Origin of the sequence: Sporosarcina gallistercoris (assembly GCF_014836415.1) — a bacterium.
Taxonomy (GTDB): Bacteria; Bacillota; Bacilli; order Bacillales_A; family Planococcaceae; genus Sporosarcina; species Sporosarcina gallistercoris.
This window is the reverse complement of record NZ_JACSQY010000008.1, coordinates 101,304-125,785: the sequence shown is the minus strand read 5'-3', so window position 1 is coordinate 125,785 and position 24,482 is coordinate 101,304. Positions and strand designations below refer to the sequence as shown.

24 protein-coding genes and 1 tRNA gene are annotated in these 24,482 nt (G+C 45.4%); 23 read left to right on the top strand and 2 right to left on the bottom strand.

The window, feature by feature from the left end; genetic code table 11:
* Positions 1-5 precede the first annotated feature (5 nt).
* From uvrA to H9659_RS11310, 14 genes are all read left to right on the top strand, one after another.
* Positions 6-2,879 carry an excinuclease ABC subunit UvrA gene (gene uvrA, locus H9659_RS11375; RefSeq protein WP_191690568.1) on the top strand — a complete coding sequence of 958 codons (2,874 nt, stop codon included), beginning with the start codon at positions 6-8 and terminating at the stop codon, positions 2,877-2,879.
* 72 nt (positions 2,880-2,951) lie between these two features.
* Positions 2,952-4,184: a DUF4097 family beta strand repeat-containing protein gene (locus H9659_RS11370; RefSeq protein ID WP_191690566.1), complete on the top strand. Its 1,233-nt coding sequence runs from the start codon at positions 2,952-2,954 to the stop codon at positions 4,182-4,184.
* A gap of 164 nt (positions 4,185-4,348) precedes the next feature.
* Positions 4,349-5,299 carry an HPr(Ser) kinase/phosphatase gene (gene hprK, locus H9659_RS11365; protein WP_191690564.1) on the top strand — a complete coding sequence of 317 codons (951 nt, stop codon included), beginning with the start codon at positions 4,349-4,351 and terminating at the stop codon, positions 5,297-5,299.
* Between the two features lie 3 nt (positions 5,300-5,302).
* Complete coding sequence (gene lgt / locus H9659_RS11360; RefSeq protein ID WP_191690562.1) at positions 5,303-6,109, top strand: prolipoprotein diacylglyceryl transferase; 807 nt, start codon at positions 5,303-5,305, stop codon at positions 6,107-6,109.
* Entirely contained in the window at positions 6,099-7,064 is a 966-nt protein-coding gene (locus H9659_RS11355) for a nucleoside recognition domain-containing protein (RefSeq protein ID WP_191690560.1), read from the top strand. The genes lgt and H9659_RS11355 overlap by 11 nt, the downstream gene beginning before the upstream one ends.
* A complete protein-coding gene (ppaX, locus tag H9659_RS11350) occupies positions 7,057-7,710 on the top strand; it encodes a pyrophosphatase PpaX (protein WP_191690558.1) in 654 nt (217 codons plus the stop codon). The genes H9659_RS11355 and ppaX overlap by 8 nt, the downstream gene beginning before the upstream one ends.
* Entirely contained in the window at positions 7,707-8,231 is a 525-nt protein-coding gene (locus H9659_RS11345; protein WP_191690556.1) for an acyltransferase, read from the top strand. The genes ppaX and H9659_RS11345 overlap by 4 nt, the downstream gene beginning before the upstream one ends.
* An 89-nt stretch (positions 8,232-8,320) precedes the next feature.
* On the top strand, positions 8,321-9,847 hold the full coding sequence (locus tag H9659_RS11340) for a tetratricopeptide repeat protein (RefSeq protein ID WP_225217794.1): 1,527 nt from the start codon (positions 8,321-8,323) through the stop codon (positions 9,845-9,847).
* Positions 9,848-9,950: 103 nt separating this feature from the next.
* Positions 9,951-10,901, top strand: coding sequence for a thioredoxin-disulfide reductase (gene trxB / locus H9659_RS11335; protein ID WP_191690552.1), 951 nt, complete (start codon positions 9,951-9,953; stop codon positions 10,899-10,901).
* Positions 10,902-11,112: 211 nt separating this feature from the next.
* The gene (locus H9659_RS11330; RefSeq protein ID WP_191690550.1) at positions 11,113-11,583 is read left to right on the top strand and encodes an NUDIX domain-containing protein; all 471 of its coding nucleotides are present in this window, start codon (positions 11,113-11,115) and stop codon (positions 11,581-11,583) included.
* 4 nt (positions 11,584-11,587) lie between these two features.
* Positions 11,588-12,475, top strand: a complete 888-nt coding sequence (gene rapZ / locus H9659_RS11325; RefSeq protein WP_191690548.1) for an RNase adapter RapZ — start codon at positions 11,588-11,590, stop codon at positions 12,473-12,475.
* 4 nt (positions 12,476-12,479) lie between these two features.
* Positions 12,480-13,463: a gluconeogenesis factor YvcK family protein gene (locus H9659_RS11320; RefSeq protein ID WP_191690546.1), complete on the top strand. Its 984-nt coding sequence runs from the start codon at positions 12,480-12,482 to the stop codon at positions 13,461-13,463.
* A gap of 25 nt (positions 13,464-13,488) precedes the next feature.
* Positions 13,489-14,430 (top strand): DNA-binding protein WhiA, encoded by a 942-nt coding sequence (whiA, locus tag H9659_RS11315; protein WP_191690544.1) that lies wholly within the window; start codon positions 13,489-13,491, stop codon positions 14,428-14,430.
* 19 nt (positions 14,431-14,449) lie between these two features.
* The gene (locus tag H9659_RS11310) at positions 14,450-14,707 is read left to right on the top strand and encodes an HPr family phosphocarrier protein (protein ID WP_191690542.1); all 258 of its coding nucleotides are present in this window, start codon (positions 14,450-14,452) and stop codon (positions 14,705-14,707) included.
* Positions 14,708-14,756: 49 nt separating this feature from the next.
* On the opposite strand, the gene clpP is transcribed toward H9659_RS11310, so the two are convergent.
* Positions 14,757-15,362, bottom strand: a complete 606-nt coding sequence (clpP, locus tag H9659_RS11305) for an ATP-dependent Clp endopeptidase proteolytic subunit ClpP (protein ID WP_025783081.1) — start codon at positions 15,360-15,362, stop codon at positions 14,757-14,759.
* A gap of 182 nt (positions 15,363-15,544) precedes the next feature.
* On the opposite strand from clpP, the gene H9659_RS11300 reads away from it, so the two are divergent.
* A tRNA-Arg gene (locus H9659_RS11300) sits at positions 15,545-15,616 on the top strand.
* 147 nt (positions 15,617-15,763) lie between these two features.
* On the opposite strand, the gene H9659_RS11295 is transcribed toward H9659_RS11300, so the two are convergent.
* Positions 15,764-16,216, bottom strand: a complete 453-nt coding sequence (locus H9659_RS11295; protein ID WP_191690540.1) for a hypothetical protein — start codon at positions 16,214-16,216, stop codon at positions 15,764-15,766.
* 645 nt (positions 16,217-16,861) lie between these two features.
* Between H9659_RS11295 and H9659_RS11290 the strand changes: the two genes are divergently transcribed.
* The 8 genes from H9659_RS11290 to gpmI all read left to right on the top strand — a co-directional run bounded on the left by H9659_RS11290 (position 16,862) and on the right by gpmI (position 24,466).
* Entirely contained in the window at positions 16,862-17,437 is a 576-nt protein-coding gene (locus H9659_RS11290; protein WP_191690538.1) for a LemA family protein, read from the top strand.
* A complete protein-coding gene (locus H9659_RS15580; protein WP_191690536.1) occupies positions 17,437-18,261 on the top strand; it encodes a TPM domain-containing protein in 825 nt (274 codons plus the stop codon). The genes H9659_RS11290 and H9659_RS15580 overlap by 1 nt, the downstream gene beginning before the upstream one ends.
* Positions 18,262-18,343: 82 nt before the next feature.
* Positions 18,344-18,583 carry a glutaredoxin family protein gene (locus H9659_RS11280; RefSeq protein ID WP_191690534.1) on the top strand — a complete coding sequence of 80 codons (240 nt, stop codon included), beginning with the start codon at positions 18,344-18,346 and terminating at the stop codon, positions 18,581-18,583.
* Between the two features lie 170 nt (positions 18,584-18,753).
* Positions 18,754-19,746 carry a sugar-binding transcriptional regulator gene (locus H9659_RS11275; RefSeq protein ID WP_191690533.1) on the top strand — a complete coding sequence of 331 codons (993 nt, stop codon included), beginning with the start codon at positions 18,754-18,756 and terminating at the stop codon, positions 19,744-19,746.
* Between the two features lie 86 nt (positions 19,747-19,832).
* Positions 19,833-20,840, top strand: a complete 1,008-nt coding sequence (gene gap / locus H9659_RS11270) for a type I glyceraldehyde-3-phosphate dehydrogenase (RefSeq protein WP_191690531.1) — start codon at positions 19,833-19,835, stop codon at positions 20,838-20,840.
* Between the two features lie 151 nt (positions 20,841-20,991).
* Positions 20,992-22,179 carry a phosphoglycerate kinase gene (locus tag H9659_RS11265; protein ID WP_191690529.1) on the top strand — a complete coding sequence of 396 codons (1,188 nt, stop codon included), beginning with the start codon at positions 20,992-20,994 and terminating at the stop codon, positions 22,177-22,179.
* Positions 22,180-22,191: 12 nt separating this feature from the next.
* The gene (gene tpiA / locus H9659_RS11260) at positions 22,192-22,953 is read left to right on the top strand and encodes a triose-phosphate isomerase (protein WP_191690527.1); all 762 of its coding nucleotides are present in this window, start codon (positions 22,192-22,194) and stop codon (positions 22,951-22,953) included.
* Positions 22,946-24,466 (top strand): 2,3-bisphosphoglycerate-independent phosphoglycerate mutase, encoded by a 1,521-nt coding sequence (gene gpmI / locus H9659_RS11255; protein ID WP_191690525.1) that lies wholly within the window; start codon positions 22,946-22,948, stop codon positions 24,464-24,466. Before tpiA ends, gpmI begins: the two co-directional genes overlap by 8 nt.
* The last annotated feature ends 16 nt before the right edge of the window (positions 24,467-24,482 follow it).

Sequence of the window (24,482 nt, the reverse complement as noted above, 5' to 3'; positions counted from 1 at the left end):
AAGGCATGAAAAATACTGAAATCTATATTCAAGGTGCGCGAGCGCACAATTTGAAAAATATTAACGTCACCATTCCCCGGGACCAGTTGGTCGTGATGACGGGTCTCTCCGGCTCCGGGAAATCATCCCTCGCTTTTGATACGATTTATGCAGAAGGGCAACGCCGGTATGTAGAGTCTCTCTCTTCCTATGCTCGGCAATTTCTCGGACAGATGGACAAACCGGATGTGGATCTGATAGAAGGACTTTCACCAGCCATTTCGATAGATCAGAAAACGACGAGCCGCAACCCACGTTCCACAGTGGGTACAGTTACCGAAATATACGACTATTTAAGATTGCTGTACGCTCGCGTCGGAAAGCCGATTTGTCCTAATCACGGAATTGAAATCACTTCACAGACGGTCGAACAAATGACCGACCGTGTACTGGAGCTGGAAGAACGGACACGGATCCAGATATTAGCGCCTATCGTTTCAGGGCGAAAAGGTACACATGTCAAGCTGCTGGAAGACTTGAAAAAGCAAGGATATGTCCGTGTGCGAATCGATGGCGAAACGTTCGATTTAGATGACAATATTGAGCTGAACAAAAACAAGAAGCATAACATCGAAGTCGTGGTCGACCGGGTTGTCATTAAAGAGGGGATTGCAGGGAGACTCAGTGATTCTCTTGAAGCGGCTCTTCGTCTTTCCGAAGGAGCTGCACTTGTCGATGTGATTGACGGGGAAGAACTCTTATTCAGCGAACATCATGCATGTCCGATTTGCGGATTCTCTATCGGGGAACTAGAACCGAGGATGTTTTCGTTCAACAGTCCATTTGGGGCATGCCCGGATTGTGATGGACTTGGGATGAAATTGGAAGTCGATCCGGACCTTGTGATCCCTGATCCCTCTCTGTCCCTGAAAGAGGATGCGATTGTACCTTGGATTCCGACAAGTTCGCAATATTATCCAGAACTTTTGAAGACAGTTGCTCAGCATTATGGGATTTCCATGGACTGTCCTGTCGATGAAATGGCAAAAGAAGATTTGGACAAAATCCTTTACGGCTCGAAAGAAGACAAAATCCGATTCAAATATACGAACGAATTCGGCCAGACCCGTGATAATGCGATTTACTTTGAAGGGGTTCTATCGAACGTGGAGCGCCGCTTCAAAGATACTTCTTCCGACTATGTACGTGAACAGATGGAGAAATACATGGCACAACGTCCGTGCCCGACATGTAATGGGTACCGATTGAAACAGGAATCTCTTGCTGTCAAAGTGGATAACCTCCACGTTGGACAAGTGACGGAGAAGTCGATTGTGGAAGCAAGCTCGTTTTTCAATAATCTTCAGCTTTCTGAAAAAGATGCGAAAATCGCAGAGCTGATCCTGCGGGAAATCAACGAGCGACTCGGCTTTCTTGTCAATGTCGGTCTCGATTATTTAACGCTCTCCCGTGCAGCAGGAACCCTTTCTGGCGGAGAAGCACAACGGATCCGACTTGCAACTCAGATAGGTTCACGCTTAACTGGCGTCCTTTATATTTTGGATGAGCCTTCTATCGGGCTTCATCAAAGAGATAACGACCGGCTCATCAGCACGTTGAAGAGTATGAGGGATATCGGAAACACACTCATTGTCGTGGAACACGATGAAGACACGATGATGGAAGCCGATTACTTGATCGATATCGGGCCGGGTGCCGGGGTAGCTGGAGGCGAAATCGTCTCTGCTGGAACTCCTGAAGAAGTGATGGCAGATCCGAACTCATTGACAGGGCAGTATTTGAGCGGCAAGCGTTACATTCCGTTACCGACGGAACGCCGACAATCAGACGGACGTAAAGTGACGATAAAAGGCGCTTCGGAAAATAACTTGAAAAAAGTGAATGCCGAATTCCCGCTTGGTCAGTTCATCGCTGTTACAGGCGTTTCCGGATCGGGGAAAAGTACGCTCATCAACAGTGTGCTGCATAAAATACTGGCGCAAAAGTTAAATCGCTCAAAACAACGACCAGGGGCGTATAAAAGCGTAGAAGGATTGGAAGAATTAGAAAAGGTAATTGAAATCGACCAATCTCCAATCGGGCGGACACCAAGATCCAACCCAGCTACGTATACAGGTGTATTCGATGATGTCAGAGATGTATTTGCCATGACGAACGAAGCGAAAGTCCGAGGCTACAAAAAAGGGAGATTCAGTTTCAATGTAAAAGGCGGACGTTGTGAGGCGTGCCGTGGAGATGGGATTCTGAAAATCGAAATGCACTTCCTGCCTGATGTGTACGTTCCTTGTGATGTATGTCATGGGAAACGATATAACCGGGAAACGCTTGAAGTCACGTATAAAGGGAAGAACATAGCAGACGTCCTTGAAATGACAGCGGAATCCGCTTCGGAATTCTTTGAAAATATCCCTAAGATCCAACGTAAATTGCAAACAATTGTTGACGTAGGATTAGGGTATGTTCAATTGGGACAACCCGCGACGACACTTTCCGGCGGAGAAGCTCAACGCGTCAAACTCGCTTCAGAACTTCATAAACGTTCCAACGGGAAATCGTTCTACATCTTGGATGAACCGACGACAGGACTTCACGTCCATGATATCGCAAAACTGCTCAAAGTCTTGGAACGCCTTGTCGAGTCTGGAAATACAGTGTTAGTGATCGAACATAATCTAGATGTTATTAAAACTGTCGATCATATTATTGACCTTGGACCTGAAGGTGGTGACAAAGGCGGTCAAATCATCGCTACAGGCACACCTGAACAGGTAGCGGAAAATAAAAAATCGTATACGGGAATGTACTTGAAACCTATTTTGGAGCGGGATCGGGGCCGTATGACTGCAAGAATCGAACAAGCTGAAAATCCAGTGACATGAAACTTTTTTGGTTGTGAACCGTATAGATAAGCAGATCATATGCACCATCATTCCACTTAGGAGGCGAAAGAAATGCAAAACGAAAGAAAACGCATTTTAAATATGCTTGAAAATGGAACGATATCAACGGACGAGGCTCTCACATTGTTAGAAGCATTATCTGAAAAAGATTCTGCGAAGAAACCGGCTGGTTTTTCAATTGATATGGACCCAGCGCACACACAAGAGACTGCACAAGAAAAACCGCAACAACAGAAAGCGACGGGAGAAAGTTATACCGAACCTGGGAAAGAACAATCGTCAAAAGAAAAAGGATCATCTTCTAAATATGGATGGTCGGGTACTTCTGCTGACGAATTCATGGAAGACATTCGTAAGGATTTAACGAACGTCGGTGATCAGTTCATGCAATTCATGCAAAGTGCGGTTCAAAAAGTAAAGCAGTTCGATGTGGAAAATCCGTTTGGTGCTTCAACGACGTTTGAGCACAAAGCTCAAAAAGATGGAAAAGAATTGGATGAGCTTATCGTGGATATCGATAACGGTAAACTATCGATTGTACCAGGTGAAGGAGACGAAATCACAGCGGTATTTTCTGTGAAGACCTTTACGTCCAGTTCCGAAGAAGATGCGAAGCGGGAGTTTTTGGAAAAACTGATTTTTGTAGCAGATGACCAATCACTCAGGATTTCATGTAATTCAAAAACCATTCAAGTGAATACAGTCCTCACCGTCCCTAAAAAAACGTACCGCAAGATTTCCGTTCGCTTGTTGAATGGCGGATTCGATTTGCGTAACCTAGAAGCAGACGTACTCCGAGTGAAGACGGGTAACGGAAAAGTGAATGTCAGCTATGTGAAAACAGTCGATGTGGATATCGAAACGCTTAATGGGGAAATTCGTCTGCTGAGCCTAGAAAGTCAGCAACTTGAAACGCAGACTCTGAACGGACTTATTTACATTGATGGGAAAGTGAAAGATACCCAAGCCCGCACACTGAACGGCTCGATATCCGTGACGACCACCCATGAGATTCCTGAAAAAATCGATGTGAAAAGTGTCGGAGGCAATATCGAGCTGTATGTACCTAGCGCGCTGTCATTAGTAGGAAGCATTACATCCACGATCGGCAGCTTGAACTTGAAACTGCCGGATACTGAGAATACTTCCACTCAAGATCAGCTGTTACATCGTTCCATGAACTTCAAGAAGGATGTCCAGGACACTCCGTCTACTCTGCACTTGTTTGCAGAATCTAAAACAGGTTCCGTGATGGTTTGTTATACGCCGGACAAGAACGAATAATGGTTGTGTTGGCCTTCTCTCGAACTATTCGAGGGAAGGCTTTTTCCTTCGTGATCTATAATTGTGAGGCAAGGAGAACAATTGGTGCTAAAAACCGTTCAAATTCCATTCTACAATGGTAGAATGATGCATAGGTAACAATTGAAGATGGAGGTGGCTGTCTAATGAGTGGAGTCACGGTGAAAGATATACAGGAACGGTTTGACCTGGAATTGCTTGCGGGTGCTAGTGGAATCGACAGAACGGTCGAGATCAGCGACATTTCCCGTCCAGGGCTGGAAATGGCGGGCTACTTCGATTTCTATACACGGACACGCATCCAACTGTTAGGAAAGACAGAAATCTCGTTTTTTGAGATGCTTCCTGAAGCACTCCGTATTGAACGGATGAATTTGTTATGCACACCGGACACACCGGCGTTTGTCCTAGCGCATGGTGTTGCTCTGCCGCCGGAACTTGAAGCTGCAGCAGAACGGATGGGGATAACCGTCCTCGGTGCAGATGTTCCGACAACGAGACTTTCGGGTATGCTGACAAATTTCATAGCGGGGCGATTAGCTCCCATGAAAACCCTTCATGGCGTGTTGGTGGATGTCTATGGAATCGGCGTATTGATCACAGGGAAGAGTGGTGTCGGGAAAAGTGAGACCGCGCTCGAACTTGTGAAACGGGGTCACCGGCTCATCGCGGATGATTCGGTTGAAATCCGGGAAGTTGCGAAGAATATTTTAATTGGGAGTCCGCCCCCTTTGCTTCGGCATATGTTAGAAATTCGAGGCGTAGGGATTATTGATATCATGACTCTATTTGGAGCGAGTTCTGTAAAAGATGACAAACGGATTGTGCTCGCCATCGACTTGGAGCTGTGGGATCCCGAGAAAATGTATGACCGCTTAGGTGTCGATGAAGACAAATTGAAGATCATGGATTCGGAAGTGACGAAGCTGGTCGTACCAGTCCGTCCAGGCAGGAATCTATCGGTCATCATCGAGGTGGCTGCAATGGATTATCGTCTTAAAACGTTAGGCATTAATGCAGCTGAAGAATTTACAAACAAGCTGGATGCAGTGATTAGTCAAAAGGCGGCTGCAGCAGAAGAAAAGGGGATCCACTGATAAATGAATACATTATTGGCGATTGATCCAGTTGCGTTTTCTTTCGGTACTTTCGAAGTTCGCTGGTATGGAATTTTAATTGCAACGGGCATCATTTTAGCATTTTTACTTGTCCAAAAAGAAATGGTGAAACGGAAGATGCATCCTGATTTCCTAACGGATATGCTTATTTGGGCTGTCCCTATCTCCATTATTTCAGCACGGATTTACTATGTCGTCTTTTCATGGGATTTCTATAAAGACCATCCTGGAGATATCATTAAGATCTGGGAAGGCGGCATCGCGATCCATGGTGCCTTGATCGGTGCGATTATAACAGCGGTCATCTTTACTAGAAAACGCGGAGTGTCTTTCTGGAAAGTGGCCGATATTACAGCACCTGGTTTACTCATCGGTCAAATTATCGGTCGTTGGGGCAACTTCATGAACCAAGAAGCACATGGCGGACCGGTATCTCAGTCATTTCTTGAAAATACTATTATTCCTGATTGGATCATGAACCAGATGACGATTGACGGGGTAACGTATCATCCGACATTTTTATATGAGTCCATGTGGAATCTTGTAGGTCTGGCAATCATTTTATTGCTGCGACGAGTGAACTTGAGACGAGGAGAAATCTTCTGCTTCTATATCATTTGGTATTCCGTCGGACGTTTCTTCATCGAAGGAATGAGAACCGATAGCTTGTACGGAGGAGGACTTCGTGCAGCGCAAGTAGTTTCAATAATAGGGGTGCTTATTGCTCTTGGAATTCTCATCTATCGCAGGTTCATCATGAAATCGGATGTGAGGTACAATGATAACTAACTCGAATAGTTCCACGCTCAAGAACGGTCTAGGGGCTGGATTAAAAACAACTTGGTCACTTGGGAAAATCATTTTCCCTATCACGATTCTCGTAGTGATTTTGCAGCATACTCCTATATTACCTTGGATTGTTAAGCTGATTGCTCCATTCATGAATCTTTTCGGACTAAGTGGAGAAGCGGCAATCCCGCTAGTCCTCGGCAATGCCTTGAATTTGTATGCTGGGATCGCAGGGGTATTATCACTCGATTTGACGGTGAAAGAAGTGTTCATCATCGCCATGATGCTCAGTTTTTCACATAACCTGTTCATCGAAACGGGGGTTGCATTGAAAGTGGGCGTCAAGCTGTGGATCGTGTTGGTCGTGCGTTTCGGTTTGGCGGCGCTATCCGGTATCGTCATTAACCTCGTTTGGCGAGGCGGCGGAGAAATCGCGAAATATGGGATTGCTCCAGAAACTTCAGTAGTTCCTGAAGGCTGGTTGGATATCTTCTTACTGGGGCTGCAAAAAGCATCTTTCGGTGTCTTACAGCTCGCACTCATTGTCATCCCGCTGATGCTCGTCGTTCAATTTTTGAAAGATCGAAATTACTTAGAGAAGTTTTCTACTAAATTCTCACCTGTCACGAAACTGATTGGAGTACAGCCAAACGCATCGCTCACTTTAGTGGCGGGGCTTGTCATCGGTCTCGCGTATGGTGCTGGTGTGATGATCCAGGCGGTACAGGAAGACGGTGTGAGCAAACGGGATGCAACGCTTTCGTTCATCTTTCTAGTAGCATGTCACGCAGTGATAGAAGATACGTTATTGTTCATCCCATTAGGTATCCCAGTTTGGCCACTGCTTCTGATCCGAATTATAACTGCGTTCGTTTTGACGATAGCAGTTGCGTTTTTCTGGAGACATAAGCTGAATGAGAAACTGGAAAAGGAGGCTACTGTTGTCAATGGATAAGCCAATTACAACGATACTGTTCGACTTGGATGGTACGTTACTCGATACGAACGAACTGATCATGCAGTCTTTTGAGCGATTGCTTGGAAATCATTATCCCGGGCAATACACTCGGAAAGAAATCTTGCCATTCCTAGGACCGACATTGGCAGAGACGTTTAATAAGATGGATCCTTCCAAGACGGAAGTGATGATTCAAGAATACCGGGAATGGAATATGGCGAACCATGATCGGTTAGTAGCTGAGTTCGACGGTGTTACAGAAGTATTGACCCAATTAGCAAACAATGGAATCCGGATGGCGATTGTGTCGACAAAAAGAAATGATATGGTTCGAAAAGGTTTGGATTTAATAGGGATTACGCAGTTGTTTGAAGTGATTATCGGATTGGATGATGTGCAACGTCCAAAGCCGGATCCGGAGCCTCTTTTACTGGCGATTGACCGATTGGATGCTTCAAAAGAAGAAGTTCTGATGGTGGGCGATAATTTTCATGACATTGAAGGCGGAAAAAATGCAGGTGTCCGGACAGCCGCTGTGGCCTGGTCTGCGAAAGGACCTGAATTTCTTTCGACTTTTAACCCAGACTATATGTTGACCCACATTTCGGATCTCTACGAAATTGTAGGTGTGACGGCTACATGAGAAAGACGGAGCGCTTTCAGGTGAAAGGAAAAGGGAATTCACTTTGGAACTTGTACAAATCCGTATCTTTTTTCAAAGTCATGAAAAATTTCGTTGTAATACAAATCGCTCGATATACCCCGTCCTTCAAAGTGAAAAACTGGCTGTATAGAAATTTCCTCAGGATGGAAGTCGGTCCACAGACTGCATTCGCTCTCATGGTTTTCCCGGATGTCATGTTCCCTGAGCGCATTCGCGTCGGAAAAAACACCATTATCGGATTCAACTCCACCATTCTCGCTCACGAATATTTAATAGACGAGTACAGAATCGGTGACGTTGTTATTGGTGACGAAGTCATGATTGGTGCGAACTCCACGATTTTACCCGGTGTCACAATTGGAGATGGTGCGGTTGTTTCTGCAGCAACGCTCGTGAACCGGGATATCCCGGCAGGTGCATTTGCAGGAGGAAATCCAGTGCGGATCATTTACACAGCTGAAGAGCGTGCGATTCGGGATGAAAACAATCTTAAGGTGTAACGTTAGGAAAAAAAGTTATGGTATACTGTAGTCATATTGCAAGAAGGAGCGTTTTCCTCGTTCCTTCTTGTTTTTTCGGAGGAATCTGTTTGGATAAAAACGAGCAAAACAAAAACAATAATATTATTTCATTTGTCCCAGATGGCGTTTTTTATTATGAACGAGCGCTTGCGGAGATACAAAAAGAACAATTTCCGGAAGCTTTGAAATACCTGAAGCGTGCGGTGGAACTGAATCCAGATAATCATCGGATTGTCATGCAATACGGAATTATGGTGATGGAGGAAGGGCGTTTTGAAGAGGCATTGGATTTGCTGATTCAAGCGTACGAATTGGAGCCGACAGATCGGGAAGTGATTTTCTACCTTGCGGAAATCCATGCCCATCTCGGATTACTGCGTGAAGCGAAGTTGTTCGCAGAAAAATACATGGATGTGGCACCTGAAGGGGAACTTTCAGAGGAAGCAAAAGAGATTATCGAGTTTGCTGAACAAGAAGCCGCATTTTTAGCAGATGACCAACAGGGAGACGAAGAAGTTCACTTGTTGCAAGAAAAAGCGAGACGGTTAATGGAAACTGGCGAGTTTGACAAAGCCGTCACTGTACTTGAAGACATCGTCGTGGATCACCCGGAATCCTGGTCATCATTTAACAACTTGGCACTCGCTTATTTCTATAGAGGTGAAACGACTGATGCGAGGGAACTGTTGTACGATGTGCTGCGGAAAGACCAAGGCAATGTCCATGCGTTATGTAATCTCGCAGTTTTCTACTATTACGAAGGCGACCAAGAGAAATTAAAGCCACTCGTTGACTTGCTCGTTAAAATACGGCCGTATCAGTTTGAGAACCGATACAAATTAGGTGCGACTTTTGCTCTTATAGGGAATCATAAAGAAGCGTATCACTGGTTACGCAGTATCCAGAAAAAAGGATTTGAAGGGGATGCGGGATTCTTCTTTTGGCTTGCTCAATCCGCTTTCTTTTCGGGACACCGTCAACAGGCTGAAACAGCATTTAGCCGACTGATAGAAATTGACCCTTCAAAAGCCGGTCTGGAGCCTTGGATTGACGCCAATGCGAATCAGCAGATCGATGAATCGATCTATACACAGGACAAGCAATTTCTACTCGATAAAATAAGCAATGAGTACGTGAGTGAAAGGATGTTCGGCTTCTTCCTTTTAGGGAAATCCATTCATAAACAAGAGATTGTTGCACACCCCGCCTATATTGACGTGGAAAAGTTGGAGGATCTCGAGAAGTTAGTGCTCGCTTCAAGTTTGGATTATAACCTCGTTGAAAAGTCGATCGCGGACCAAGCATTCAATCGTGCGATGCAGGCGACCGAGTTGTTATATGCCAAGCATAATCCGCTGGATGAAGAAGGAACTCATCTATTTCAAATGTGGTTTACGCTTTTTGAAACCGGGATCGAGAAACAGTATCCTTTTAAAAACCCAAACGCGATTGCAGCAGCCGTCGATTTTATGTTCCACTCATCCCGTAGTAAAGGGATCACAAAAACGAAACTTGCTGCATTGTATGGGATAAGTACACCAACACTTACCAAGTATGTGAGCGAGCTATTCGAGCTCCTTCCGAACTTCTCTTGAAAACCGTAAGATCCCTTAAGCCGATAGCAGGCAGATAACTTGATGGGAACTTGGAAACCTTATACGATTTGAACAGAAGTAGTCAATTAGAGGAGGAACTAGCATGTCATCTGAAACTATTTATGATGCATTAATCATCGGGGCAGGTCCTGCAGGAATGACCGCAGCAGTTTATACGGCACGCGCTAATATGAAAACTCTTATGTTGGAACGGGGAGTACCAGGCGGCCAAATGGCAAGTACGGAAGAGATTGAAAACTATCCAGGTTTCGAGTCCATTCTTGGACCTGAGTTATCCACTAAAATGTTCGATCACGCCAAACGTTTTGGCGCGGAATACGCATATGGTGATGTAAAAGAAATTATCGATGGTAAAGAATATAAAACAGTTGTCGCAAGCGGAAAAGAGTACAAAGCTCGTTCCATCATTATTACGACAGGCGCAGAATACCGTAAAATGGGTATTCCGGGTGAAACGGAGTTAACAGGCCGCGGAGTGAGTTACTGTGCTGTTTGTGATGGTGCGTTCTTTAAAAACAAAGAAATCATTGTAATCGGCGGCGGAGATTCTGCAGTTGAAGAGGGAACGTACTTAACCCGTTTTGCAAGTAAAGTTACAATCATCCACCGTCGTGATGAGTTACGTGCACAGAAAATTCTTCAGCAACGCGCATTTGCGAATGATAAGATCGACTTCATCTGGAATACGACTGTTAAAGAAGTGCACGGAAAAGATGGGAAAATCGATTCAGTCACATTGGTGTCTACTGAAGATGGTTCTGAAAAAGAGTTCAAAGCCGAGGGTATGTTCATTTACATCGGACTTGATCCCATCACGGCACCGTTCAAGGATCTCGGTATTTTAGATGAGAATGGGTATATTAAAACGAACGAAGTGATGGAAACGGAAATTCCGGGGATTTTCGCAGCAGGGGATGTGCGTGAAAAACTATTGCGCCAAGTCGTTACAGCGACAGGCGACGGAAGTATCGCAGCGCAATCTTGTCAAAAGTATGTGGAAGAATTGACAGAATCACTTGAAACACAAGTGTGAGATGCAATTTTTTCTTAACCTATCTTTAACAATTTTGTAACGCTACTGAAATAGTGTTCGGTTATACTAAGAGTGTTGATTGACCCCCTATTTTAAAATAAACTTTTAAGCTGCCGGAGTGAACCATGCCGGCAGCTTCTTTTTGTGTCGTTTTTCAAAGAAATCGATTATACTTATTACATATGTGTACAAAGAGAAGTGAGGAACGCTTATGCAAAGAATTGTAAACCTGCTCGTCGTGAAAGACGGGAAAACCTTATTATTGAAGAAACCGCGCAGAGGCTGGTATGTAGCTCCTGGTGGAAAGATGGATGCAGGCGAGTCGATCATGGAAACCGCAGTTCGTGAATTCACGGAAGAAACGGGTGCTAAACCTGTGGATCCTCATCTTAAAGGTGTGTTCACCATGGTCATACGTAATGGTGAAGACGTTGTGGATGAATGGATGTTGTATACGTTTATCGCCCATGACCTCATAGGGACACCTCTCACTGAGACCATTGAAGGAGAACTTGGATGGCATCCGATTGAAGATTTGAATACACTTCCAATGGCTGAAGGCGATCGGACCAACTTGTTATTTGCGAGTTCACGCTCTGGTATTCAATACGGGACATTCACGTATACAGAGGAGTTTGAGCTTCTGGAAGAAAAAATTCAAATGTCTACGGAAGGTGATTGAACCGATGGAAATTGAAGCACATTCTGAGGAACTCGAACTGGTTATTATTACCGGCATGTCGGGTGCGGGTAAGTCCGTAGCGATGCAAAGTTTTGAGGACATGGGCTACTACTGTATTGATAATTTACCACCGGAACTGCTCGTGACTTTCCTCGATTTGATGATGAAATCTGCGGATAAAAAATCGAAAATCGCGGCTGTCATCGATACGCGCGGCGGCGGGCTATTTGACGCTCTGCTCGATGCGATTGATAATCTGACCCGTATGGACAATGTGACGACTCGTATCCTATTTCTTGAAGCGGATGATGAAACATTAGTGAGCCGTTATAAAGAAACACGGAGGTCCCACCCGCTCGCGAATGGACGACAACCATTAACGGGCATTCAAAAAGAACGAGGTCTGTTAAGTGATGTGAAAGGCCGTGCACGTTCGATTTTTAACACCTCTCGCATGAAACCGAAACAACTTAGGGACAAAATCATTGCAGAGTTCTCAGTAGGCGAAGGCGAAAATTTCACATTGAATTTCATATCATTCGGATTTAAACATGGAATGCCAATCGATGCAGATGTCGTATTTGACGTCCGTTTCCTGCCGAATCCTTATTATATAGAATCAATGCGTCCTCAGACGGGGCTGGATAAAGACGTATATGACTATGTGTTGAAGTGGGAAGATACGCAGACTTTGATTACAAAGCTATCCGATCTATTCCAGTTCCTGATTCCCCAATATAAAAACGAAGGTAAATCACAAGTGGTGATTGCGTTTGGCTGCACAGGTGGTCAGCACCGTTCAGTCACCCTTGCGGAATACTTCGGGAATCAGTTTAAAGATGACTACACAACGTACGTAACACATCAGCATATCGAAAAAAGAAAGGGTTGACGCTATGACACCATCCAATAGCCGCAAGAAGATTGTGGTGTTTGGAGGCGGTACAGGGTTGTCGACATTACTTCGTGGGTTGAAGAAGTACCCAGTCGATTTAACTGCAGTGGTTACAGTTGCGGATGATGGTGGGAGTTCAGGGAGGTTGTTGGATCAGTATGATATCCCGCCTCCCGGTGATGTCCGAAAGGTGATGGCAGCGCTTTCAGATGTTGAACCTCTCATCGAGCAGCTTTTCCAGTATCGTTTCACAACGCAAGACGATCTACACGGACATTCACTTGGGAATCTGATGCTTGCCGCCATGACAGATATTACAGGTGATTTTGCCAGCGCTGTCAAGAAAACAGGACAGGTACTGAATATTAAAGGGAAAGTACTTCCGGCAGCCAACCAACGCATCAAACTGCATGCGGAATTGGATGACGGAACGATTGTGACAGGGGAATCTAAAATTCCCATGTATGCACGTAAAATACGTCAAGTGTACTTATCGCCCCAAGATGCGAAACCTTTACCGGAGACATTAAATGCGATACGGCAGGCGGATTTGATCATCATCGGACCTGGAAGCTTGTATACGAGCATTTTACCGTCCTTGCTTGTTCAAGATATTCGGGAGGCCGTTCTTAAAAGTGAAGCAAGTAAAGTGTATGTAGGGAATTTAACAACACAAAAAGGGGAAACGTACCGTTATACGGCGTCCGAGCATGTCGCTGCGCTATATGATCATGTCGGAAAACCGTTTTTAGATGCCGTACTGCTGAATAAGACGGACATCATGCCGCTTTTAACGGAAGCAGGGCAGACGGTCACTTCATGGCCTGTAGAACGGGATCTTGAAGAATTGCAGAAGCTAGTACCCGAAATATGGCAAGAAGACATTGCACTCGCAGAAAATGAACGAGTATTGCACGATGCAGAGAAAGTAGCAGAATGGTTCGTGACGTACATAACAGACGAATCCAAAACAAAACAGACGTGATCGTCACCGAGAAAGGGGAGAGTTCATGTCTTTCGCATCAGAAACGAAAAAGGAATTGACACAAATCGAAGCGGATGATTGCTGTACAAAAGCGGAAGTTGCTGCTTTCATTCGAATGAATGGTGTCCTCTCATTTTCCAATAAGACCATTAGCTTGGACGTTCAAACAGAAAATGCAGCGATTGCAAGAAGACTCTATTCAAATTTGAAAAGACTTTACACGCACAAGGTCGAATTGCTCGTACGACGCAAAATGCGTTTGAAAAAGAATAACGTCTATATTTGCAGGATCCGGGAAGGGGCTCGCCAATTATTGGACGACCTCGATATTTTGACGAACACATTCCAATCCAACCAATCCATTTCGGAAGCGATCATACCTAATGAATGCTGCAAGCGAGCGTATTTGCGCGGAGCGTTCCTTGCAGGTGGTTCGGTGAATAATCCGGAGACCTCCTCTTATCACTTGGAAGTCTTCTCGATGTATGCCGAGCATTCGGATGCGCTTGTCGAGCTCATGAACGATTATCAGTTGAATGCCAAATCGATCGAACGTAAAAAAGGGTTCGTTGCCTATTTGAAAGAGGCCGAAAAGATTGCGGATTTCTTAAGCATTATCGGTGCACATGTTGCGCTCATGCGTTTTGAAGACATAAGGATTGTACGGGATATGCGAAATAGTGTAAATCGGCTGGTGAACTGTGAAACTGCGAATCTGAACAAGACCATCAGTGCAGCCCAGCGCCAAGTCGAAAATATTAAACTGATCCAATCGACCATCGGTTTGGAACAATTACCTGACAGGCTGCAAGAAATTGCACATTTACGTGTGGAATATCAAGATATCACATTGAAAGAGTTAGGTGAGATGGTGTCTGGGGGACCTGTAAGTAAATCGGGCGTGAATCACAGGTTGCGTAAAATCGATGAGATTGCCGAAAAAGTCAGAGTCGGCGGAATCACTTAAAAGGAAGGGACTGAAAGCAATGATAGAGAAAACCGCTGAAGTGAAGATTAAGCCTGGCTTGCAAGCAAGACAGGCGGCATTATTTGTGCAAGAGGCCAATCGCTATACTTCGGACTTATATGTTAAACGGGATGAGCGCCAAGTGAATGCAAAGAGTATAATGGGCGTCATGAGTTTAGCGATCGCACAAGGCAGCACAGTTACCTTGATCGCAGATGGCGGCGACGAAGAACAAGCTGCTGAAGCACTTGTCGCATTTGTGCAGGGGTTGAACTAACAAAAAAGACGCCCCGCAAATAACGGGACGCCACTGGTGATACTTGAAATTATTTACCTTCGGATTCTCTCATATCGCTGCGTGTAATGATATGGTCGATTAATCCATATTCTTTTGCACGTTCTGCGGTCATGAAGTTATCGCGATCCGTATCTTTTTCAATCACTTCGATCGGTTGACCTGTGCGCTCAGCAAGGATCTGGTTCAGTTTCTCGCGGATGAAGAGAATGTGCTTCGCTGCGATTTCAATTTCAGTCGCTTGACCTTGAGCGCCGCCAAGTGGCTGGTGAATCATAACTTCAGCGTTAGGAAGCGCATAGCGTTTTCCTTTTGTACCAGCTGCAAGTAGGAATGATCCCATTGAAGCGGCCATACCGATACAAATGGTTTGGATGTTCGGCTTGATGTATTGCATTGTATCGTAGATCGCCATACCTGCTGTGATGCTGCCGCCCGGGCTGTTGATATAGATGGAAATATCTTTGTCTGGATCTTCAGATTCAAGGAATAGTAATTGAGCGACGATCGAGTTTGCTACGTTGTCGTCAATTGCACTTCCAAGCATGATAATGCGGTCTTTTAGTAAGCGGGAGTAAATATCATACGCACGCTCCCCGCGATTCGTCTGTTCGATAACTGTAGGAATTAAGTTCATTTCAGTTCCTCCCTTTGATTGTTGAATATGTCGTATGTTAAAGCGGATGTCCGCCTAACCATGACTTTATCATACATAGTATGGTCAACTAAGGTCAAATATAACGCTTTACAAATATTTGTTGCTTTTGGATCGGCCAGCAAGTATACTATTACTTGTCCGCTGCAATGCAGACAAAAGCTGCCCTCGTGGTGCAATGGATAGCACGCAAGCCTCCGAAGCTTGAAATGTGGGTTCGACTCCCGCCGAGGGCATATAAGCACTTCTAAAATAATCACCGGATTGTATGAAAATCATGCAATCCGGTGATTTTTTGTTTGTAATGGGGAGTTTTAACAGGCGTTGGAGTTACAGTTTATCCATATAATCTGTTGTTAAGTGATCGTGTTCCAAAAAACTTTTCAGGAAATCGGATTGGTGATTAAGGATATTTGACAAGTGGAAAGAGCGGCCACTTCTAATCCAGGAGCATCGACTTTCACGATTCCTTCTCCGACTTCAAGGATAGTCGCGTTCTGAATGTTATTGAATGCTGGTCCAATAACGTCGATATCCGCCTCGGAAATGGAGGATAAATAACTTCCTATCGGATCCTCACAGCAAGCACACTCTCCAGTTCCTTCCTTTCGAGGTTCTAACGTGATGTCATTGATGATGTCAGCAGCATCATTTCTTCCTGAAACCCCTGTTACTTTGCATATAGGAACTACTACAACGTTACTACCTTGCGTGACGGTAACCAAATAGTTCGCTACTGATTGTAAGGTTACGTTACTTAAATTACCGGATGTCGAGTCGGTTGTTCCCAATGTCACAACTGTACCGCTTGGTATTTGCATTAATACGTTTTGCATAGGTGTTGTACAGCAATCACATAATGTGTCTTGCGTCGGTCCCGGAGGTCCAGGAGGTCCCTGTTCACCATCAGCGCCCGGAGGTCCTGGAGGTCCTGGAGGTCCTGGAGGTCCCGGTGGCCCCGGTGGCCCAGGTCGGCCAGGGACACAAATGCAACACGTACACGTATTACATTTACCATCATGCTGTTTGCAACCGTTACAGCTAGTGCAGCAACTGGTACTTCGACAATTTTTACAACAACATTTTTTCTGATTCATAAAAAATCCCTCCTTCTCATTTTTATTGTTGCACTACTATCTAATGCGAAGAATCAGTGCCCGCACATAGCAGTTGTCCGATTAAGAAGTATAGATTTTAAATGATAGGATCTTTAAATGAAAGATGCTGAGAATGCTCTTGGAAGTAGACGCTAAGATCGTGACTGAATTTATGTAGAAAATGCAGATGCCTACCGACAGTTAGTGAAGTCCTAAGGAATCGACTTCCTCCATATTGTAAAAAGCATCAACAAATAATTTAAATAGAGAATCCTTTTTTGTTTTCATACGTATACAAATAGACAAGTAACGTTTTGAGTTTCTGGGTTTCAGGGTAAACTTCTGAAAGTGTAGAAACACAGATATTTGAGGAGGCGGGGAATTTTGAAGAAGTTATTGGGACCGATAGCGGTCATAGTAGGTATTATTGTAGTGTTGGCATTGATTTTAGTACCAAGCTACAACAAATTCGTAACATCAGAAGAAAACGTAGACCAGGCGTATTCACAAATTGAAACGCAACTGCAGCGAAGAGTGGATTTAATCCCTAACTTAGTGAACACGGTAAAAGGGTTCGCGAAACAGGAGAAAGAAGTCATAGGTCAAGTTACAGAAGCCCGTTCAAAATTAGCAGGGGCAAACGGACCTGAAGAACAAGCTGCAGCGGACTCTGAACTTTCTGGTGCGCTTAGCCGATTGCTAGTCGTTGTAGAGAATTATCCAGAATTAAAAAGTAATGAAAACTTCAGACAGCTGATGGACGAATTAGCCGGAACTGAAAACAGACTGGCTGTAGCACGGAAGGATTACAATGGCGAGGTCGCTTCGTATAACAAACAAGTGAAGCGTTTCCCGGGCAAACTCGTTGCATCGATTTTCGGATTTGACGAAAAAGAATACTTCAAAGCGGAAGCCGGTGCGGATAAAGCGCCGGAAGTCGATTTTGAGGCTGATGAGTAATGAGAAAGACAGCTGCCCGAGTATTTGCCCTGCTTGGTATGCTTCTAGTAATGTTCGTGAGTGTTCAACCTGTAGTTCATGCTAATGTGGCTGTGGTACAAGATGAATCCGGTATTCTTTCCGAAAGTCAGATAGCCGAACTGAGTGACTATGGCGAGCGGCTGAAAAGTGCGACTGGTGCTGAATTTGCCGTATTGGTTGTGCCGTCCACGGAAGGAAGACCCATTGAAGAGTTTTCATTGAATAAGTTGCGTGAGTTCCAACTCGGCGATAAGAAAGAAAATAACGGAGCTCTTTTAGTGGTAACAACTGAAAAAGATGAATCGGAGAAAAGACACTTTCGTTTGGAAGTGGGATACGGTTTAGAAGGTGCTTTGCCTGATGGCAAGGTTGGCAGAATTATAGATGAAGTTGCTGGACCTTATCTGGAGGCCCAACAACCAGACCTAGCCATCATGGAAGCTTATAAAGCCTTCTACAACGAAATCGCAAAGGAGTACGGACTAGAAGGCTCTGAATTACCCGTTGCAACCTATGAAGGAGACAACGGTGATGGAGGTGGGCTCCCGATCGTCCCGATCATCGTCATCGGTTTCATTCTCATCCAGATTTTCTTTAACTCCGGAAGAGGCGGCGGTTCCGGCGGTTCTGGAGGTTCAGGTGGATCTCGAGGCAGACGAGGGGGCGGTATGGTCTTCTTCCCGGGATCGTTCGGAGGCAGTGGAGGCGGATTCGGCTCAGGCTCAGGCGGTTCTGGTGGTGGATTCGGAGGCTTTGGCGGCGGCGGTTCCGGCGGTGGCGGAGGCGCAGGACGTAGCTGGTAAGCGGAAAAAAACGATTTACGCGACGCTAGTTGTTGCGTAGATCGTTTTTTCCTTTTACACTGTTTTTAATGGAGGGATTCTCATGCATGTGAAATTTTATACGAAGCCAGGCTGTTCTCTATGTGACGAGGCTGAACAGATGATGCATCTCATTCAAGAAGATTATCCATTGACGTGGACGACAGTCAACATTGAAGAGGATGATGCGAAACATGAGCAATACGTATTTATGATTCCTGTTATCGAGAAGGATCATGAAGTCCTTTGCTCTGGAAGAATCGGTTATGCAGATCTTGCCTTACTTTTTGACTCAGAGGTTTAACATTTGAAATGTTCGGGAATAGTGTGTATAGTTGCATTATAAGTTAATCTGTTTTTTTGACTACAGTGGGACAAAATTTATCCAACGTGGTCAAAAACTGTCCTAACTCGAAAGGAGGAGTCTTTCTGAAACCGGCTATTGTTGAAGCACAGGAAAAGTTGGTCCCTGAAATGATGGCAACCTTGCAACAACGCTATCTCGTGCTGAAGCTCATCCAGACATCCGGACCAATCGGAAGACGACCTCTTGCTGACACTGCAGGATTGTCTGAACGTGAAACACGGTCAGTCGTGGAAGCCCTTCGAGATCAGCAACTGATACGTGTTGCGAAAGAGGGAGCGACCATCACTACTGACGGAGAAAGTGTATTGGAGAATCTTGGGCCATTAGTTGAGCTGCAATATGGCAAAAATGTGCTTGCAAAGCGTATTAAAAGTTATTTTTCCATTCAAGATGTGCACATTGTAAAAGGGGACAGTTCTGAACCAGGTGGCTCCAACGAATTACTTGGAACTGAAGCTGCATCTGTTTTTGCAAACCGCATTGGAAATGGACGTATCGTGGCCGTGACAGGTGGAAGTACAATGGCAGCTATTCCGAAACACTTGAGTTGTTACCCAGGTGCGGAGGATACAGTATTCATCCCTGCTAGAGGTGGAGTTGGAGATAATATAGGACAGCAAGCGAACGTGATTGCGGCTACCTTTGCACATGCGTGTAATGCTTCTTATAAATCGTTATATTATCCTGAATCTCTTAGTGAAGAAGCACATGCCATATTCCTAAGAGAACCGACTGCACGGAAAATGCTTGAGTTATATGAAACAGCGGATTGCTTGCTGCATGGTATTGGCGATGCGAAAAAAATGGCGGCAATGCGAGATTCTGATGAAGAAGAACAACAGTTACTCGATTCCAGAAGTGCAAAAGGTGAAGCTTTTGGGTATTACTTTAATGGAGCCGGTGAGACCGTTCACCATCTTCGAACGGTCGGGATTCAAACCGAACATCTGAAACGCATCCCGTTGGTATTAGCAGTAGCGGGGGGCTCTGAAAAAGCAGAAGCGATTCTTTCTTATTTGCGTGGAGCTACAAAGCAAACTGTTCTTATTACGGATGAAGGCGCTGCAAGGGAAATTGTGAACTTGCTCGCGAACGACTGACACAACCTGTTTACAATAGGTCTGCTTTGGAAAATCACCAAAGTATGCCATCTATATACAACAACTAAAACTTGGAGGGATTTTACATGACTGTAAAAATGGCGATTAATGGATTTGGACGAATTGGACGCATCGTAATGCGAGACACACTGGCGCACGAAGAACTTGAAGTGGTTGCAGTCAATGACTTGACGGATGCACCGATGCTCGCGCACTTATTGAAGTATGATTCAGTTCACGGAATTCTGGATGCGGAAATCACCTCTGATGAAAACCATATCATCGTGAACGGTAAGAAAATTCGTGTCTATGCTGAAAAAGATCCAGCTAACCTTCCATGGAAAGACCTTGGAGTCGACATCGTTGTTGAAAGTACTGGAGTATTCCGCGATGCTAAAGGCTTACAGAAACACATTGATGCCGGCGCGAAAAAAGTCATCTTGTCAGCTCCTGCTAAAGGCGATGTGAAAACACTCGTAATGGGTGTGAACGAACAAGAATACGATGCAGCAACTGATCACTACGTATCCAATGCATCATGTACGACAAACTGTTTAGCACCTGTCGTAAAAGTATTGAACGAAAAGTTCGGCGTTGAGCGTGGTATGATGACAACAATTCACTCGTATACAAACGATCAGCGAATTCTTGACCTTCCGCACGAAGACTATCGTCGTGCACGTGCTGCAGCGGAGTCAATGATTCCGACAACTACAGGTGCAGCATCTGCTGTAACTAAAGTAATCCCTGAATTGAAAGGGAAACTGGATGGAATGGCTGTACGTGTTCCAACACCTAACGTTTCACTCGTTGACTTCGTGGCTGAGTTGAAAAAAGATGTTACGGTTGAAGACGTGAACAGTGCGTTGAAAGAAGCATCAGAAAACGAACTCAAAGGCTACTTGTTCTACAGCGACCTTCCACTCGTTTCAAAAGACTATAATGGCAACCATGCTTCTTCTACAGTAGATGGTCTGTCAACGATGGTACTTGGAGACAACATGGTGAAAGTCATCAGCTGGTATGACAACGAACAAGGATATGCTGCTCGTTGTATCGATCTTGCGCTGTACATGAACGAAAAAGGACTATAAGAACAACATCCCTAAACACATAACGGGCACATAAAATCTGGCTTATCAGATTGTGACCGATTATACTTAATAGATGGGCAGGAGGAACGGCTTTGCCCGGTTCCTCCTTTTTTTTATCATAAACTTTTGTTGTGAAGGAGTGCTTGTTCGCATGAATGCCAAAATGACGATGAAAGACTTGGATCTAAAAGGGAAACGGGTTTTCTGCAGAGTGGATTTCAACGTACCTATGGAAGACGGGAAAGTTTCAGATGATACTAGAATCCGTGCTGCTATCCCTACAATCGAATACCTTTCCAAACAGGGAGCAAGAGTGATTCTTGCAAGTCACTTGGGGCGTCCTAAAGGTGAAGTGAAAGAAGATTCACGTTTAACGGAAGCTGGAAAACGCTTGGCGGAACTACTTGGCAAGCCCGTTCTGATATTGGACGAGTCTACAGGACCTGCAGTCGAGAAATCGGTTTCCGAATTAGCGGACGGAGACATTCTTTTGCTTGAAAACGTACGATTCCACGCAGGGGAAGAAAAGAACGATCCTGAACTTGCGAAACAATTTGCTGCACTTGCAGACGTTTTCGTCAATGACGCATTCGGAGCAGCACACCGCGCGCATGCAACAACGGCTGGAATTGCAGCGTATCTCCCAAGTGTCCAAGGGCTTCTTCTTGAGAAGGAACTCGATGTCCTCGGAAAAGCATTATCCGATCCGGACCGTCCTTTCACTGCAATCATTGGCGGTGCGAAAGTGAAAGACAAAATCGGTGTCATCGATCATTTGCTGGACAAAGTGGATAACCTATTGATCGGTGGGGGGTTATCGTATACATTCACTCGCGCTCAAGGTCATGAAACTGGCGATTCCCTCGTTGAAGAGGACAAAATCGAGCTGGCTCAGTCGTTCATCCAGAAAGCGAAAGAAAAAGGCGTCAACTTATACGTACCGATTGACGCTGTCGTTGCTGACTCGTTCTCGGAATCAGCAGCAACAAAAGTTGTAGATGTAAGTAATATTGAAAAAGGTTGGATGGGCCTCGATATCGGTCCTAAAACCGCTGAACTGTACGACAGTGTGATCCGGGCTTCAAAACTTGTGATTTGGAATGGACCGATGGGTGTGTTCGAAATGGCGCCATTTGCTGAAGGTACGAAGCGTGTCGCACAAGCGATGGCTGAAACCGAAGCATTTACAATCATTGGTGGCGGCGATTCTGCTGCTGCTGTAGAAAAGTTTGAAGTAGCTGAACAAATGGACCACATCTCAACAGGTGGCGGCGCGTCACTTGAGTTCATGGAAGGCAAAGAACTGCCGGGCGTTGCTGCATTGAAAGATCGTTCATAAGGAGGACTACTCATGAGAAAACCGATTATCGCAGGAAACTGGAAGATGTACAAAACAATGGATGAAGCTGTTGCCTTTGTGGAGGCGCTTGCTGGGAAGTTGAAGGAAAGTGACAAGACTGAAACTGTCATCTGTCCACCGGCACCGTATTTGGCTGCACTCGTAGAAAAGTCAAAAGGACTGCCGATCCGAATTGCTGCGCAAACGATGCATGAGGAAACTGAAGGCGCATTCACGGGTGAAATCAGCCCTGCAATGCTGAAAAGTATAGGTGTCGAATTGGTTGTGCTGGGGCACTCTGAACGTAGACAATACTATAACGAAACAGACGACTCCGTGAATCGTAAAGTGAAGTCAGCTTTCGAACATCAGCTCACACCGATCGTATGCGTCGGTGAGACTCTGGAACAACGTGAAAACAACGCGACATCTGCAATTGTCTCGGAACAAGTGAAGAAAGCGTTTGCGGGAGTGAGTGAAACAGACGCTGCTTCAGCAATCGTTGCCTATGAACCGGTGTGGGCGATTGGTACTGGACGTACAGCAACTGCTGAGGATGCGAACAAAGTGTGCGGGCAGATCCGCGAAGTCCTTGCAGAGCTGTATTCAGATTCTGTGGCACAAGCGATTCGTATACAGTACGGCGGCAGTGTAAAACCAGGTAACATTGAAGAACTCCTATCGATGAGCGATATCGATGGAGCATTAGTCGGTGGAGCAAGCCTCGATCCGGAATCGTTCGCCGCACTCGCGGAGGCCGGAGCGAATGCCTAAAGGTCCTGTTGGTTTAATCATTATGGACGGTTTTGGCCTGCGCTCAGAAACTTCCGGAAATGCTGTGGCGCATGCAAAGAAACCGAATTATGAGCGATTATGGAACGCTTATCCCCACTCCACGTTAACGGCGTGCGGGGAAGCGGTCGGATTGCCTGAAGGTCAAATGGGGAATTCCGAGGTCGGTCACTTGAACATCGGAGCAGGCCGTATTGTTTACCAAAGCCTTACACGGGTCAATAAGTCGATCCGGGAAAACGACTTTTTCCAAAACGAAGCGCTGCTCGCGGCTGTCCAACATGCAAAAGCGAATGACGGCGCACTGCATCTGATGGGGCTGCTATCTGATGGCGGTGTCCACAGTCACTATGAGCATTTGTTTGCATTGCTCAGACTCGCTGAAATGAATGGGCTCCGCAAGGTATATGTCCATGCGTTTCTGGACGGAAGAGATGTCGGACCTAAAACTGCGTTAACGTACATCGAACGGACAGAAGAAGTCATGAAATCGGTTGGGGTAGGACAGCTTGCCTCGATTTCCGGCCGCTATTATGCGATGGATCGCGATAATCGCTGGGAACGCATCCAGTTGGCGTACGATGTCATGGTCAATGGCATAGGTCCTGTCTATGCATCAGCCGAAGAGGGTGTCCAAGCTTCCTACGATGCGGGCGTGACTGACGAATTCGTTGTGCCGTTCATCGTTCAACAAGAGGGCCAGGCTCCTGTTCGGATTTCCGAGGGAGACTCCGCTATATTTTTCAATTTCCGACCTGACCGCGCGATTCAATTATCACGTGCGTTCACTCAAAATGGTTTTGACGGCTTTTCAGCGAAGCAATACACGGATTTGAAATTCGTTACATTTACGGATTACAGTGCTGAAGTCGCTTCTCAAGTTGTATTTGCAAGTCAAGATTTGAAAAACACGATTGGAGAAGTTCTTGCTCAGAACAATATCCGTCAGCTGCGAATCGCGGAAACCGAAAAATATCCTCACGTGACGTTCTTCATGAGCGGGGGACGAGAGGAAGAATTCGAAGGCGAGAAGAGAATTCTCATCCCTTCACCTAAAGTTGCGACGTATGATTTGAAACCTGAAATGAGTGCGTACGAAGTAACGGATGCGCTCATCAAAGAACTACAAGAGGACCAAATCGATGCGTTCATCCTCAACCTTGCCAATCCCGACATGGTCGGCCATAGCGGGCTGCTGGAACCGACTGTGAAAGCAGTCGAGACGACAGATGAATGTGTCGGTCGCATCCTGGATGTGCTGCTTGCTAAAGGTGGTGCCGCGATCATAACAGCGGACCACGGAAATGCAGACGAAGTGATGACAATCGAAGGTGCACCTATGACTGCGCATACGACGAATCCAGTGCCAGTGATCGTGACGAAAGACGGCGTGACACTAAGAGAAGGCGGTATTCTCGCTGATCTGGCGCCAACCATGTTAAAATTGCTAGGTATTGACCAGCCAGAAGAAATGACAGGAACGCCATTATTTTAACTAAAGGGAGAGATTT

What these genes read in the sequence shown, in the direction of transcription:
- uvrA (WP_191690568.1), top strand. Translation starts at nt 6, where the DNA reads ATGAAAAATACTGAAATCTATATTCAAGGTGCGCGAGCGCACAATTTG.
- H9659_RS11370 (WP_191690566.1), top strand. Translation starts at nt 2,952, where the DNA reads ATGCAAAACGAAAGAAAACGCATTTTAAATATGCTTGAAAATGGAACG.
- hprK (WP_191690564.1), top strand. Translation starts at nt 4,349, where the DNA reads ATGAGTGGAGTCACGGTGAAAGATATACAGGAACGGTTTGACCTGGAA.
- lgt (WP_191690562.1), top strand. Translation starts at nt 5,303, where the DNA reads ATGAATACATTATTGGCGATTGATCCAGTTGCGTTTTCTTTCGGTACT.
- H9659_RS11355 (WP_191690560.1), top strand. Translation starts at nt 6,099, where the DNA reads ATGATAACTAACTCGAATAGTTCCACGCTCAAGAACGGTCTAGGGGCT.
- ppaX (WP_191690558.1), top strand. Translation starts at nt 7,057, where the DNA reads ATGGATAAGCCAATTACAACGATACTGTTCGACTTGGATGGTACGTTA.
- H9659_RS11345 (WP_191690556.1), top strand. Translation starts at nt 7,707, where the DNA reads ATGAGAAAGACGGAGCGCTTTCAGGTGAAAGGAAAAGGGAATTCACTT.
- trxB (WP_191690552.1), top strand. Translation starts at nt 9,951, where the DNA reads ATGTCATCTGAAACTATTTATGATGCATTAATCATCGGGGCAGGTCCT.
- H9659_RS11330 (WP_191690550.1), top strand. Translation starts at nt 11,113, where the DNA reads ATGCAAAGAATTGTAAACCTGCTCGTCGTGAAAGACGGGAAAACCTTA.
- rapZ (WP_191690548.1), top strand. Translation starts at nt 11,588, where the DNA reads ATGGAAATTGAAGCACATTCTGAGGAACTCGAACTGGTTATTATTACC.
- H9659_RS11320 (WP_191690546.1), top strand. Translation starts at nt 12,480, where the DNA reads ATGACACCATCCAATAGCCGCAAGAAGATTGTGGTGTTTGGAGGCGGT.
- whiA (WP_191690544.1), top strand. Translation starts at nt 13,489, where the DNA reads ATGTCTTTCGCATCAGAAACGAAAAAGGAATTGACACAAATCGAAGCG.
- H9659_RS11310 (WP_191690542.1), top strand. Translation starts at nt 14,450, where the DNA reads ATGATAGAGAAAACCGCTGAAGTGAAGATTAAGCCTGGCTTGCAAGCA.
- clpP (WP_025783081.1), bottom strand. Translation starts at nt 15,362, where the DNA reads ATGAACTTAATTCCTACAGTTATCGAACAGACGAATCGCGGGGAGCGT.
- H9659_RS11295 (WP_191690540.1), bottom strand. Translation starts at nt 16,216, where the DNA reads ATGCAAAACGTATTAATGCAAATACCAAGCGGTACAGTTGTGACATTG.
- H9659_RS15580 (WP_191690536.1), top strand. Translation starts at nt 17,437, where the DNA reads ATGAGAAAGACAGCTGCCCGAGTATTTGCCCTGCTTGGTATGCTTCTA.
- H9659_RS11280 (WP_191690534.1), top strand. Translation starts at nt 18,344, where the DNA reads ATGCATGTGAAATTTTATACGAAGCCAGGCTGTTCTCTATGTGACGAG.
- H9659_RS11275 (WP_191690533.1), top strand. Translation starts at nt 18,754, where the DNA reads ATGATGGCAACCTTGCAACAACGCTATCTCGTGCTGAAGCTCATCCAG.
- gap (WP_191690531.1), top strand. Translation starts at nt 19,833, where the DNA reads ATGACTGTAAAAATGGCGATTAATGGATTTGGACGAATTGGACGCATC.
- H9659_RS11265 (WP_191690529.1), top strand. Translation starts at nt 20,992, where the DNA reads ATGAATGCCAAAATGACGATGAAAGACTTGGATCTAAAAGGGAAACGG.
- tpiA (WP_191690527.1), top strand. Translation starts at nt 22,192, where the DNA reads ATGAGAAAACCGATTATCGCAGGAAACTGGAAGATGTACAAAACAATG.
- gpmI (WP_191690525.1), top strand. Translation starts at nt 22,946, where the DNA reads ATGCCTAAAGGTCCTGTTGGTTTAATCATTATGGACGGTTTTGGCCTG.